At 58.3% G+C, this 13,837-nt stretch carries 10 protein-coding genes; 7 read left to right on the forward strand and 3 right to left on the reverse strand.

From position 1 onward, the window contains the following. The first annotated feature begins 109 nt into the window (after positions 1–109). Positions 110–1,906: a chloride channel protein gene (locus JJQ51_RS23960; RefSeq protein ID WP_113354551.1), complete on the forward strand. Its 1,797-nt coding sequence runs from the start codon at positions 110–112 to the stop codon at positions 1,904–1,906. Here the strand turns inward: JJQ51_RS23960 and JJQ51_RS23965 are convergent. Further along, the gene (locus JJQ51_RS23965) at positions 1,903–3,357 is read right to left on the reverse strand and encodes a cobyric acid synthase (RefSeq protein WP_113354550.1); all 1,455 of its coding nucleotides are present in this window, start codon (positions 3,355–3,357) and stop codon (positions 1,903–1,905) included. The genes JJQ51_RS23960 and JJQ51_RS23965 overlap by 4 nt on opposite strands. A 235-nt stretch (positions 3,358–3,592) precedes the next feature. Between JJQ51_RS23965 and JJQ51_RS23970 the strand changes: the two genes are divergently transcribed. The 5 genes from JJQ51_RS23970 to bmt all read left to right on the forward strand — a co-directional run bounded on the left by JJQ51_RS23970 (position 3,593) and on the right by bmt (position 8,929). After that, positions 3,593–3,736: a hypothetical protein gene (locus JJQ51_RS23970; protein ID WP_173002442.1), complete on the forward strand. Its 144-nt coding sequence runs from the start codon at positions 3,593–3,595 to the stop codon at positions 3,734–3,736. An 811-nt stretch (positions 3,737–4,547) separates the two neighbouring features. Beyond that, the gene (locus JJQ51_RS23975; protein WP_069613157.1) at positions 4,548–5,546 is read left to right on the forward strand and encodes an ABC transporter substrate-binding protein; all 999 of its coding nucleotides are present in this window, start codon (positions 4,548–4,550) and stop codon (positions 5,544–5,546) included. Positions 5,547–5,793: 247 nt separating this feature from the next. Continuing rightward, positions 5,794–6,705 (forward strand): ABC transporter permease, encoded by a 912-nt coding sequence (locus JJQ51_RS23980; protein ID WP_113333022.1) that lies wholly within the window; start codon positions 5,794–5,796, stop codon positions 6,703–6,705. After that, the gene (locus JJQ51_RS23985; RefSeq protein ID WP_145632748.1) at positions 6,698–7,750 is read left to right on the forward strand and encodes a quaternary amine ABC transporter ATP-binding protein; all 1,053 of its coding nucleotides are present in this window, start codon (positions 6,698–6,700) and stop codon (positions 7,748–7,750) included. Before JJQ51_RS23980 ends, JJQ51_RS23985 begins: the two co-directional genes overlap by 8 nt. Positions 7,751–7,915: 165 nt before the next feature. Beyond that, positions 7,916–8,929 (forward strand): betaine--homocysteine S-methyltransferase, encoded by a 1,014-nt coding sequence (gene bmt, locus JJQ51_RS23990; RefSeq protein WP_145632745.1) that lies wholly within the window; start codon positions 7,916–7,918, stop codon positions 8,927–8,929. 115 nt (positions 8,930–9,044) lie between these two features. On the opposite strand, the gene glf is transcribed toward bmt, so the two are convergent. Together glf and JJQ51_RS24000 are read right to left on the reverse strand one after the other, a co-directional pair. Then, complete coding sequence (gene glf, locus JJQ51_RS23995) at positions 9,045–10,220, reverse strand: UDP-galactopyranose mutase (protein WP_145632742.1); 1,176 nt, start codon at positions 10,218–10,220, stop codon at positions 9,045–9,047. A 126-nt stretch (positions 10,221–10,346) separates the two neighbouring features. Continuing rightward, entirely contained in the window at positions 10,347–11,486 is a 1,140-nt protein-coding gene (locus tag JJQ51_RS24000; RefSeq protein ID WP_113390291.1) for a DUF707 domain-containing protein, read from the reverse strand. Between the two features lie 375 nt (positions 11,487–11,861). Here JJQ51_RS24000 and JJQ51_RS24005 point away from each other — a divergent pair, with 375 nt between their 5' ends. Continuing rightward, positions 11,862–13,748, forward strand: a complete 1,887-nt coding sequence (locus JJQ51_RS24005) for a glycosyltransferase (RefSeq protein WP_269245384.1) — start codon at positions 11,862–11,864, stop codon at positions 13,746–13,748. Positions 13,749–13,837: the final 89 nt, after the last annotated feature.

The raw sequence follows: 13,837 nt of genomic DNA on the forward strand, positions 1-13,837 counted from the left end.
GGTTGAAAATTCCCATAAAACCAGCGGCTTTTTTGCCGTATTTCTTTGATGTTAGGAGTTTATAGAGGGTAACCCCTCACATTCGAGCAAAACGTATCGTCCGCTTCCAATGCTGCAGAAATTCCAACCGCGACGTCTCGGCGTCTTCTCGGTCCTATTCGATCTCGGTCGCTTCAGGGCATTGCTGCGCCGTGGCGAGCTGGGACTTGTTTTTGCCGGCGCGCTGGTGGGAATAGCGTCCGGCTGTGCCGTCACCGCGATGAGCTATATCTCGCGCAAGCTTCACAGCGTCATCTACGGTATAACCGACTACGAACGCTTGAGTTCGGCAGCAATGGCGATTCCCGACAAATCGGTGTTGTTCATCGCACCGATCGCAGGCGGCATCATTCTCGGCATATTGCTCTACATATTGTCGCGCACGCGCAAGAAGCCGATGGTCGACCCGATCGAAGCCAATGCGCTGCATGGCGGCCGGATGTCGCTTACCGACAGCATCATCGTCGCCGTGCAGAACCTGATCTCGAATGGATTCGGCGCGTCCGTCGGGCTTGAAGCGGGTTACACGCAGCTCGCGGCCGGCATTGCCTCCAAATTCGGCTATAAGATGCAGATGCGCCGCGCAGACCTGCGCATGCTCGTCGGCTGCGGTGCTGCGGGTGCTATTGCCGCAGCATTCAATGCGCCGCTCACCGGTGCCTTCTATGCCTTTGAGCTCATCATCGGCAGCTATTCGATCCTGACGCTAACCCCTGTCGTCGTCTCGGCACTGATATCGACGATGATTGCAAGACTGCTTGCCGGCGATGACTTCGCCATCGATATCGATCATTTCGGGGCGATCGTTCCGGCGGATTATCTTCCAGCTATCCTGCTTGGTGCCTTCTGCGCCGGTATCGGCATCCTGATCATGCAGGGCGTCGCCTGGGTCGAAGAATTGGCACGCAAGAGTTCCATCGCGCCGCCTTTCCGGCCCGCGCTCGGCGGCCTGGTCGTCGGAACACTGGCGTTGATTTCGCCGCAGGTCCTATCTGCCGGCCATGGCGCGCTGCATCTCAATCTGTCTACGGACGTGACGCTGGGCGCCTTGCTGGGTCTATTCCTGCTGAAATCGCTCGCCTCCGCAATATCGATCGGCTCCGGCTTCAGAGGCGGCCTCTTCTTCGCTTCGCTGTTCATGGGCGCACTGCTCGGCAAGATCTTCGCCTATTGTGCACCCTATTTCGATCATGCCACGCTGACGCCGGTCGTCTATGCCGTCGTCGGCATGAGCTCGCTGGCCGTTGCCATCATCGGCGGCCCGCTGACCATGACCTTCCTGGCGCTTGAAATCACCGGGGACTTTCCGATCACTGCCCTGGTGCTGGCTGCCGTCATCACCTCATCGCTGGTGGTGCGCACGACCTTCGGCTACTCCTTCGCCACATGGCGCTTCCATTTGCGCGGCGAGAGCATCCGCAGCGCCCACGATGTCGGCTGGATCCGCAATCTGACGGTCGCCCGCATGATGCGCCCCGACGTGCACACGGGCAGCATCGACATGAGCATCGAGGAATTCCGCAAGAATTTTCCGATCGGCTCGGCGCAGCGCGTCATCCTGATCGACAAGAACGAGAAATATTCCGGAATGGTTCTCGTGCCCGACGTCTATGCGAGCCCGATCGAAAAAGACGACGAGGAGCACGGCCTTTCCGATTTCATCCGGCTGCGTAACGAATTCCTGCAGCCGCAGATGAACGCCAAGCAGGCAGCCGCCATGTTCGAGCAGACGAAGAGCGAAGCGCTCGTTGTGGTCAACGATTTGATCGAGCGTAAAGTCATCGGTCTGCTGACGGAGAGCTATACGCTGCGCCGCTACAGCGAAGAACTCGACCGCCGGCGGCGGGAAGTGTCGGGGGAACTTTAGGCGACCAGACCGTCGAGCCAGGCGGGATCGAGTACACTTTCCAGCTCTGCCGCAACTTCGTCCAGCGCCGCATCGACGCTGGCGCGATAGTTCATGCGCTCGCCGGAAAGACCGAAGCTTGCCAGCAGCTTCGCCCGGTAAGCATCGCTGCCGAAAAGACCATGCAGGTATGTGCCCATAACACGGCCATCCGGCGATATGGCTCCATCGGGCCGCCCGTCGATCATGGTCGATGGCCGCTCGCAGTCCGGACCCCGCGTGACGCCAAGATGGATTTCATAGCCCGATAGCGGCACATCATATTCCTTGGAAACGGCAGTGCTATTCCGTACCGTCTTTTCTGGAGCCATTTCCGTCTCGATATCCAAAAGACCCAATCCGGGCGTCTCGGTCACCGATCCCTCGATACCGAGCGGATCGTAAACGGTATGGCCGAGCATCTGATAGCCGCCGCAAATGCCGATGACGCGACCGCCGCGGCGCACATGGGCAGCAATATCGCGATCCCACCCATGCTCACGCAGATCGAGAAGGTCACCGATCGTAGACTTCGAGCCAGGTAGCACCACAAGCCCTGCATCGGCGGGCAAACGCTCTCCAGCGCGAACGAAAACCAGATCGACATCGGGCTCGGCTCGCAGCGGGTCAAGATCGTCGAAATTGGCAATCCGCGACAGCACCGGCACGGCGACCTTGAGCGCGCCGGACGAGCCACGAGCAAGCCGCTCCAGCACAACGGAATCCTCCGCCGGCAGACGCGCCGCCGCCTTCAGCCACGGCACGACGCCATGGCATTGCCAGCCAGTGAAGCCGCCGATGGCCGCTATGCCCTCACCGAACAAGGAGACATCGCCACGAAACTTGTTGATCAGGTAGCCACGGATCATTCGCCGGTCTTCCTCCGGCAATATATGATACGTGCCGACCAGTGACGCGATTACGCCGCCGCGGTCTATGTCACCGACCAGCACGACGGGGACATTGGCGCGTGTCGCAAAGCCCATATTGGCGATATCGCCGCGTCGAAGATTGATCTCGGCAGGCGAACCAGCTCCCTCGACGACAACGAGATCGGTTCCTGCCCGCATCGTGGCGAAGCTTTCGAGTACGGCACCAAGCAGCTGCGGCTTCAGCGCCTGATAGTCCCTGCCCTTGGCATGGCCCCAGACCTTGCCCTGTACGATGATCTGGCTGCCGGTTTCCGATTGCGGCTTCAACAGCACCGGATTCATGTGAACCGATGATGGCACCCGCGCCGCAAGCGACTGCAGCCATTGGGCGCGCCCGATCTCGCCGCCATCCTCCGCAACGGCGGCATTGTTGGACATATTCTGCGGCTTGAACGGGCGCACCCTCACGCCTCTGTTCGCGAACAGCCGACACAGACCTGCGACTAATACCGTTTTTCCGACATCGGAGCCGGTTCCCTGCAGCATGATCGCTCTTGTCATTCCCCACCACCTCGATGCGCCACAGCCACTGAAAACGCTAGATTCCGCCTTGATTCTGCCGCGATCCCGGGCCTCCGGAAAGAGCGAGCACGATACAAAAATGCACCACCCTCAAACATGCTCTGTTTGCGACATTGGATGACGATTTCATCCATTGTGAGTTACGCGGAAGAGGATTATCTCCATCGCGAAAACAAACAACGAAACCGGCCGGTCCGGGTCGGAGGATACCCCAATGCTCTTCATCTTCAACAGACAGAATTCCATCCAGATCGCCTGGAATGGCAAGCTTCCGGTTCGCCGCCCGGAGAGCCGCCTGCAGCAGCTCGATACGCGCTTCGGTACGGTTGGCTTCATCCGCACCTATAATGTTGGCTAATAGCGCGTCAAGCCGCTAGCCGACACATGAGAAGCCGCCATGCGATAGCATCGGCGGCTTTATTTTTGATCGTTATCGAGATGGAACGGGTGCCGCTTCGGGCAGATCAAACTGCCTCGTAAAGGCACCCTCTCAAGCGCGAAAACCGCGCGATCCGGAGATCGACGCGGTTTGCCAAAAACGCCGGCTTCCCTGCACATACACCGCAAGGTTCGCTTTCCCCGGTACGCAATACCTGATCCAGGGAAGCAGCGGTATGTCCCCCGCCACGCATCGATTGATAAACGGACATCGTTACTGGAGGGTTATTAAGTGCTTAAATTAGAGTGAATCTGAAAATTTTTTGAAAATTTTCCTCTTTGCGTTGAGAAAGCGTAAACGGCGCAAATAAGATATAAAACGTCTTCCAGGGACGCGAGATTTAAGCGCCATTCAAATCCGTCTGAGCAACAGAGCTTTGAGGAAGCCATGTAATGGACGTTTTGCAGCCACGAATGGCAGAAAACAGGCTAATTCAGGCGCTTATTTAAGCTTCTCCAAGAGGCACGATAACGTCCATTACCCGATGGGCTGTTGATTTCTTCATCCAAATCCTTACGCTGATTGATGTCGATGCAAAGAATGCCCGGCCGCGACAGAATTCGGCGGTCGCAAAAAGACCAAATGCACGACAGCAGCAAAGGGGACCGTACGGGCGTCGTCAGCGGCGTATGAACGGTTGCAATCAGACCGCGCTGACAGGGGATCGACAGAAATCGAACGCGTTGGAGTCGATTTCCGCAACGTAACGAAAAATTGGGAGACGATATCAATGAAGAAGCTTCTCGCTTCAGCCATTTTTGCATTCGGCGCCTATGCTTTGGCTGGCTCGGCGCAGGCCGCAGATTGCGGCAGCGTATCCATCGCTGAAATGAACTGGGCATCCGCAGGCGTTGCCGCGCAGGTCGACAAGATCATCCTGCAGAACGGTTACGGCTGCAATGTCACCCTGGTAACCGGCGATACACAGCCGACCTTTACCTCCATGAACGAAAAAGGTCAGCCTGACGTCGCACCCGAGCTTTGGGTCAATGCCGTGCGCACCGCGCTCGACAAGGCCGTATCGGAAGGCCGTCTGATCGTGGCTGCACCGCTTTTGAGCGATGGCGGCGTCGAAGGCTGGTGGATTCCGAAGTTCGTCGCCGACGCGCATCCCGACATCAAGACCGTTCAGGACGCGCTGAAGCATCCTGAACTTTTCCCGGCCCCGGAAGATCCATCCAAGGGCGCCGTCTATGACTGCCCGGCAGGCTGGAACTGCCAGATCTCCACGACCAACCTTTACAAGGCTCTCGGCGCCGACAAGCTCGGCTTTACTCTCGTCGACACCGGCTCGGCCGCAGGTTTGGACGGTTCGATCGCCAACGCCTTCGAAAAGAAGACCGGCTGGCTCGGCTACTACTGGGCCCCGACCGCGATCCTCGGCAAGTACGACATGGTTCGTCTGAGCTTCAACGTGCCGCACGACAAGAAGGAATGGGATGCCTGCACGTCGCAGCAGGACTGCGCCAATCCGAAGGTGAACTCCTATCCGGTTTCGGATGTCTACACCGTCGTCACCAAGGACTTTGCGGCCAAGGCCGGCATTGCCATGGACTATATGAAGACCCGCAAATGGGATAATGCCACGGTTGGCAAGGTTCTCGCCTGGATGACCGACAATCAGGGCACGAACGAGGACGGCGCCAAGTACTTCCTCAAGACCTACCCCGATATGTGGACCAAGTGGGTTGCCCCGGACGTTGCCACCAAGATCAAGGCTTCGCTCTAATCCATGCTGCGGAATCGGCGGCGGCCTTGTGCCTGCCGCCGATTTTACATTCGCACAGTGCAACCCGAATGACCCTCATACCGACAGAGTGACATGGCGCAAGGTCGCAACGAGTGCAGATTGATGGTGGCGAATATAGTAAGAATGCAGGGGCAGCCTGAAGAACCGGTCGCAGCGCTGCAAGCCATCCACGCGTGAAGGCCACATGCGTGGAGCGGGACAAAACCGGACTAAGAAGGGGAAATACATGGCTATCCAGTGTACGATCCTGCCGAATGTGCTCTGCAACTTTCCGGCAATAGACGAGTCAATCATCCGCCTCGCACGCAAGAATATCGATGACGGCTTCAGGGCGTCCGTACGCGCCTACGGCACGCTCATCGACGCCATCGTGCAGCCGCTGCAATGGTTTCTGAACTATCTCGAATGGGCCTTCACCAATACGCCCTGGTTCATCGTGCTCATCGTCATGATGCTCGTCGTCTATGCCGCGAGCCGCAATCTCAGAATTGTCGCCGGCACTGCGATCTCCATGATCCTCATCGGTGTCTTCGGCCTCTGGACCGACACGATGGTCACGCTTGCCATGGTCACCGTCTGTACGCTCATCGCCATCGTCATCGGCCTGCCGATCGGCATCCTGATGGCGCGTTCGGACCGCCTGCAGTCGATCGTCAATCCAATCCTCGACGTCATGCAGACCATGCCGAGCTTCGTCTATCTCATTCCTGTCGTCGTCATCTTCGGCATCGGCAAGGTGCCAGGCCTCATCGCCGTCGTCATCTATGCCGTGCCGCCCATGATCCGCCTGACCAATCTCGGCATCCGCCTCGTGGACAAGGAGGTGCTGGAAGCCGCCGACGCTTTCGGCTCATCGCACCGCCAGAAACTCTTCAACGTGCAGATACCACTCGCGCTGCCCACCATCATGGCCGGCATCAATCAGACCATCATGATGTCGCTGGCCATGGTCGTCGTCGCCTCCATGGTTGGGGTCGGCGGTCTCGGCAAGAACACGCTGCAGGCGATCAACAATCAGTTCTTCACCGTCGGCTTCCTCAACGGTTTCGCGCTGGTCGCCATTGCCATCATTTTCGACCGTACGAGCCAGGCCTATGGCAGAAGGCTCCAGAAGCACTCGGAGGTCATCCATGGCTAGTCACGCGATCCAGATCAAAAGCCTCTATAAGATTTTCGGTCCTCGCGGACGCGATTATATCGATCAGGTCAAGAACGGCTTGGGCAAGGCCGAGCTCAATGAAACGCATGGCCATGTGCTCGGCCTGCAGGATATCAACATCGATATGCCCGCCGGCGCCATCACCGTCGTCATGGGCCTGTCCGGCTCGGGCAAGTCGACGCTGATCCGCCATATCAACCGCCTGATCGAGCCGACGGTCGGCGAAGTGCTCTATGACGGCGTGGATGTCTGCAAGATGAGCGAAAACGACCTGCGCGAATTCCGCCGCCACAAAACGGCTATGGTGTTCCAGAAATTCGCGCTACTGCCGCACCGCACCGTCATCGAGAACACGATCTACGGCCTGGATATCCAGGGCGTACCGCGCTCCGAGAGCGAGAAGAAGGGCCAGTACTGGATCGAGCGCGTCGGGCTCAAGGGCTTCGAAAGGCACTTTCCGAACCAGCTTTCCGGCGGCATGCAGCAGCGCGTCGGACTTGCCCGCGCACTGACGAACGATGCCGATATCCTTCTGATGGACGAAGCTTATTCGGCGCTCGATCCGTTGATCCGCGTCGACATGCAGACCGTCCTCCTCGATCTGCAGAAGGAGCTGAAAAAGACCGTCGTCTTCATTACCCACGATCTCGACGAGGCGCTGCGCCTTGGCGACAAGATCGCGATCCTGCGCGACGGCAAGGTCGTGCAGCAGGGCACTGGTCAGGAGATCGTGCTGCAGCCGGCCGACGACTATATCACAGCCTTCGTGAAGGAGGTGAACCGCGGTCGCGTCATCCAAGCCCAGACCATCATGAAGCCGCTTGCCGGCGAGCCGGGCGGTGCACGTGTGCCCGGCGACATGACACTGGAAGTCGCCGCCAAGCAGATCACCGAGGCGGGCCAAACCGGAGCCATCGTCATGGATGCGGGCGGCAAGCCTATCGGCACGATCGATCTGCAAAGCATCATCGCCGCCATGGTCACGCCGACATCGCACGAGACGGCAGAGATGGCGGCAGCCTAGCGGCTGATCTTCATCCCAAACGATAGAGCGCCCTCACCGGGGCGCTTTTTTCTGCCGCCATGGCCGTGTCGACATATGGGTAGCCATCTTGTCGTTGTATTCACATAAAGAAATGTTTATATCTGCATTTGATATCCGAACATCCGACGTATCCGAGGACGCACTATGACCGTCGCCACCAATCCGCTGACCGATCTTCTCGCCGAAAAGGGCGTACTGCTTGCCGACGGCGCAACCGGCACCAACCTCTTCGCCATGGGCCTTGAGGCGGGTGAAGCGCCCGAGCTCTGGAACGAACAGCATCCCGACCGGATCACGAAGCTGCATCAGGATTTCGTCGATGCCGGCGCTGACATCATCCTCACCAATACCTTCGGTGGCACCCGTCATCGCTTGAAGCTCCATCATGCGCAGGATCGCGTGCATAGCCTCAACAAGACGGCCGCCGAGATCGCCCGCGCCGTTGCCGACAAGGCCGACCGCAAGGTCATCGTCGGCGGATCCGTCGGGCCGACCGGCGAGTTGCTCATGCCGCTCGGCGCCCTGACCTATGAAGATGCCGTCGCCGCTTTCGTCGAGCAGATGGAAGGCCTACAGGCGGGTGGTGCAGATGTCGCCTGGATCGAAACCATGTCATCGCCGGAAGAAATCCGAGCTGCAGCAGAAGCCGCCGCCAAAGTCGGCCTGCCCTATACCTATACCGGCTCGTTCGACACGGCCGGCAAGACCATGATGGGCCTGCATCCGAAGGATATTCATGCCGTCGCCACCGATATCGGCGCGGGCCCGCTCGCCGTCGGCGCCAATTGCGGCGTCGGCGCTTCCGACATCCTCTCCAGCCTTCTCGACATGACTGAAGCGGATGCTTCCGCGATCGTCATCGTCAAGGGCAATTGTGGCATTCCCGAATATCGTGGCGCCGAAATCCATTATTCCGGCACGCCGCCGCTGATGGCCGATTATGCCCGCCTTGCCCGCGATGCCGGCGCCAAGATCATCGGCGGCTGCTGCGGCACCTCCTGCGGCCATCTCGCCGCCATGCGGGAGGCGCTGGACAGCTACGTAGCCGGGCCTCGCCCGACGCTGGAGACGATCATCGAACGGATCGGTCCCCTGCGCAATAAGACCGCCAACGAAGGCGGCGCGGCCCCGGCTCGCGAACGTCGTCGACGATCCTAAGGAAAAAGAAAGCCCGGTTGCCGGGCTTTCTTTTATCATTCAAGTGCTTCCACAGGGATCTTCCCTCGGCCGCGTCTTCAAAGCATGCCGAAAGTGAGCCGGCGCCTGCAGCCCTCTATTTCTCACCACCGATAGCACGCCCCTCGGTGAAATGCGGGACGATGCGGCTTTCGAACGCCTTCAAGGCCGCGCCAATCGCCTGGTGCATGTCTAGATAACGGTAGGTGCCGAGCCGCCCGCCGAAATGGACATTGGTCTCTGCCTCGGCGCGGTCGCGATAGCGCAGGAAGACCTCCTTGTCCTGACGTGTATCGATCGGATAGTAAGGCTCGTCGGCGCGCTTGGCCGAGCGCGAATATTCCCGCACCACGACCGTCTTCTCATTCTGATAGCTGCGCTCCGGATTGAAGTGGCGAAACTCCAGGATACGGGTGTAGGGGATCGTCTCGTCGGCATAATTCATGACCGCCATCCCCTGGAAATCGCCGGTATTCAGCGTCTCCTTTTCGAAGTCGATGGTACGCCAGCCCAACTCACCCTCGGAATAGTCGAAGTAGCGATCGATCGGGCCGGTATAGACGATCGGCAGATCGGCCGGCAACGAGGATTTCAACGAAAAGAAATCGACATCGAGGGCGATCTGGATTTTCGGATGCTTCAGCATCCTCTCGAAGATCGCGGTATAGCCGTCGACCGGCAAGCCTTCATATTTGTCGTTGAAGTAGCGGTTGTCGAAAGTGTAACGGACCGGCAGGCGCGTGATGATATGTTCGGGCAGGTCGCGCGGATCCGTCTGCCACTGCTTGGCCGTATAGCCACGAATGAACGCCTCGTACAAGGGCCGGCCGATCAGCGAAATCGCCTTCTCTTCCAGATTGGCCGGATGACGGCCGGCCATTTCTGCCGCCTGATCCGCAATCAGGGTCTTCGCCTGGTCGGGCGAAAGGCGCCGGTTGAAGAACTGCGAGATCGTTCCGAGATTGATCGGCATTGAATAGACCTGATCGCGGTAGGTCGAATAGACGCGATGCTTATAGTCGGTGAAGGCCGTAAATCTGTTGAGATAGGTCCAGACCACTTCGTTCGGTGTATGGAAGAGATGCGCACCATAGCGGTGAACCTCGATCCCGGTCTCGCCATCGAACTCGCTATAGGCATTGCCACCGATATGGCTGCGCCGGTCGATCAGAAGCACGTTCTTCTGGAGCTCGTTCGCGACCCGCTCCGCGATCGTCGCGCCGTAGAAGCCGGCACCGACGATCAATAAATCTACCTTGGAAAAATCGATCATGCTCTAAAACTCTCGCTACCACCAAATATCGGTCGCGGCTGCAATCGAAGGTGCCAAACGGAATGGGATATATCAGGGTGACGGCGGCGCGGATCTGTCGGCAGCACTTGGAAAAATCCAGGCACGCTACCAGACGCCAGCATATTTCAGCGGCGTATATTGATACGTCCTGAAGAGTGCAGCCTGTTCTTCCACCGCTGCATTGACGTTGTAGGTCGCGCCCAGCGGCCGCGTGTGAGCGACGGAAATGGCATCGATAATCGCCATGCGCGCCGCCGGCCGCCCGAGGAATGACGGCCAAAGATGATCGAGACCGTATCCGGATTCGACATCCTTCATGGACTCGATGCAGATTTGCAGCGCACGCCGCGAGAAGACCGGGCACATGATTTCGACGAAACCCTCGAAACGCACGACGCTGTTGGGTCGCTGAACCGTCAAAGGATGATTGGGATAAGAGCCTGGTCCTTTTTTGAGGGACGGCTGGGCGAGATCCAGACCATGCTTGTGCGACAGGTGGAACATCCTGTTGATGTCCTCGCCATCGCACAGCAGATCGTCATCCGGCAGCCAGATTCGCTCATAATTCCAAAGCGGGCTGCCTTGATGGAAGAGGTCGTAGATGATCTTGAACTTCTTGGTCTTCGGCAGATGCGCCAGATATTCGTAGGGGCTATTGGAAACTTCCGGAGTCTCGGCACCATAATAGCCGATGCAGAGATCCCAGTTGCGCGAGGCATCATCGATCTTCTCGAACCAGCGCGGATGAAGCGACTTCGAACCGGCGGGCACGACAACGAGATTGGGACGCCTTAGCCCTTCCTGCGGCTGCACGAGAAACTTGGCCTTGCGCTCGACACCTACGGGCGTTGAAAACAGCGGATGCGGTGGGTGATCGGCCGGCACCAGCAGATAGGTGCTATCGACACCTCCAATAACGCCCCGGCCCGCCAATGCCATGAGATTGCCGTCCTCGATATGGGCAGAATCGAAAATGACCGACGGCAGCCCATCTCTGTCGATCAGGCAAAGCCGGCCGGCCATCACATGCCAGAAATCGACGGCGGGATCGAAATAATTGCCGATCATGCCCTCAGGCGCCAAAACCATGAAGCGAGAGAACATCCCGCGGTTGACGTCGCCAAGGCTCCAAAATGTGCCGTTCAACATGTCCTGGGTCAGCGGCGGCGCATCGGACCATTGTATCTGGCTCGCCGGATGCACTTCGTAGGCGGGCTTATGCAAGCTGTTCGCTGCCAATGACATGTGGACTGTTCCCTAATTCCGAACCCCAAGTAACGGCCCGATCCGAGGAAAGCAGTCAGACGACATGGCTCCCGGAGATTCGCTCGCGATCGAGCTCGTTTGATCGGCACTTTGGCCACCATTCCTTTTGCGAAGCTTGTGCAGGAAATCAAAGGCCGCCTGCCGCCCGGAACACCGTCGCCCAGAACGCATTTCGAGCAATCCAGCCTCGCGAAAGTTGGTCGGCATAATCTCGGGGCTGGGATTTCTGTGCGGGGGACAATCGCGCGTTCAGAATATTGCCAAGAACGTCGGTGCTCGGCGGACACGAAGGTCGGTCGTGTCGTCCGTCAGGTCGAGACTAAGAACCACTCGTCTCTTTTACGGTAGCAGAAGATGCATCAGAAGAAAAAGCTGGCCATAATCATCGAAGTCGATAGCTTCATCGGCGACATATTCCAACATCTGTCGAAGACCTACGAAGTCATGGCCATACAGCCGAAGACTTTCAAGGAGATCGAGACGGCTGTGGAATGGGCCGACATCGTCTGGTTCGAATTCTGCAACGAGCTCTTCGTCCACGCGATCAACCAGAACATCAAGCGGCGCGGCAAGCGTGTCATCGCGCGCTGGCATCGCTTCGAGATCGTCGAATCGAATTTTCCCGATCGTATCGATTTCGGCGCCATCGATGATCTGATTCTGGTGTCCCATGACATGCTGCGTGTCCTGAAACTCAGGGCACCTCAGGTCACCCAGAAAACCCGCACCCACGTCGTGTGGAACGGCCTCAATCTCGACAAGTTCAAGCCGATCCCTTCGCTCGATAAGAAGAAGATCGCCTGGGCCGCCAAGCCCTTCATGCGCAAGAACCAGCCGCTGTTCCTGCAAATCATGCACTCGCTGGTGAAGCGCGATCCTTCCTACACGCTGCATGTGGCCGGCGAACAGGAAGAGTACGTCATGATGCCGTACCTGAAGCGCACGACGGAAAAGCTCGGCCTTACCCGCAACGTCTTCTTCCATGGCTGGCAGCGCAACATGCCGGCGTTCCTCGCCGACAAGGGCGTGATACTGTCGACCTCGGTGCACGAGAGCTTTGGTTATAACATCGCCGAAGCCATGGCTGTCGGCGCCCTGCCGGTGATCCATGACTATCCCGGTGCGGAAGAATTCTGGCCCGACGAAATCCGCTTCTCATCGGTGGATGAGGCCGTCGAAAAGATCATTGCCGGTCAGACCCATCAATGGACGCAATATGTCCACGACAAATTCCCGCTCGCCAAGCAGCTGCGCGAACTCGATATCGTCATGGGCGACCGGGTAGCCGAAGCACCCAAAACCTTGAATTGGGCATCTCTGGAACAGCAGGCCGGCTCGCCTATGAAGCGGCCCGTTCCACTCTGGCTGGCGCACCGGCCGGCTGCCACACATCAGGCCCAGCAACCTGCACCTATTCCGCAGGCCATATCGGTGCAGCAGGTTCGCGAAGCCATGCCGGTTGCCGAGGTGGCGATGCAGCCGATGCAGCAGCCCTATCCGGCACAGCCGCGGCCCATCCCGGCGCCATCTGTGGAGCGACTTGCTCCCGTTACACCGCTGGAACAGCCGATACGTCGATCGGAAGCTGCGCCTTCCTTTGACTCCACCGGCTATTGGGAAGGCCGTTACCGCAGTGGCGGCAATTCGGGTGCCGGCTCTTATGATGTGCTCGCCAAATACAAGGGGCAGTTTCTAAATAGCTTCGCCCGGAAGAAAGGGCTGAAATCCTTCGCGGAGATGGGCTCCGGCGACGGCAATCAGCTGAAATACTTCTCGTTCGACCGCTATACCGGCTTCGATGTCTCCAAGACGGTCATCGAACGCACGATGATGATGTACAGGGATAAGCCGAACTACAATTTCGTCTGGCTGGGCGATCAGTCGCTTGACTGGGAAATGCACGAGGACGCCTATGACTGCGCCTTGTCGCTCGACGTCCTCTACCATTTGGTTGACGACAATATTTACGTCAATTACCTCGACCAGCTTTTCTCCCTGCCGCAGCGCTATGTGATCATCTACGCCTCCAATTTCGACGGCCCGGATATTCGCGGCGCGTCGCATGTCCGGCACCGCAAATTCACGACGGACATCGCAAACCGGTTCCCGCAATGGAGCCTGCTGAAGCTGGTGGAGAACCCATACAAGTTCAAGGAATCAACTGAAGCGGATTTTGCGATCTACAGTCGCGACGAATTCGAGAACGCGTTGGATCTGAACGAACTCGACGCCATCAGATGAACCAGCCTGAAATGGAAGAGAGGCGCCGTGGTCATATCGCGGCGCCTCTCTCTTTTTATTGCGAATACAGCAGGTGAAGAAAGTTATCT

Origin of the sequence: Rhizobium sp. AG207R, assembly GCF_027109195.1 — a bacterium.
Lineage (GTDB): Bacteria > Pseudomonadota > Alphaproteobacteria > Rhizobiales > Rhizobiaceae > Rhizobium > Rhizobium dioscoreae.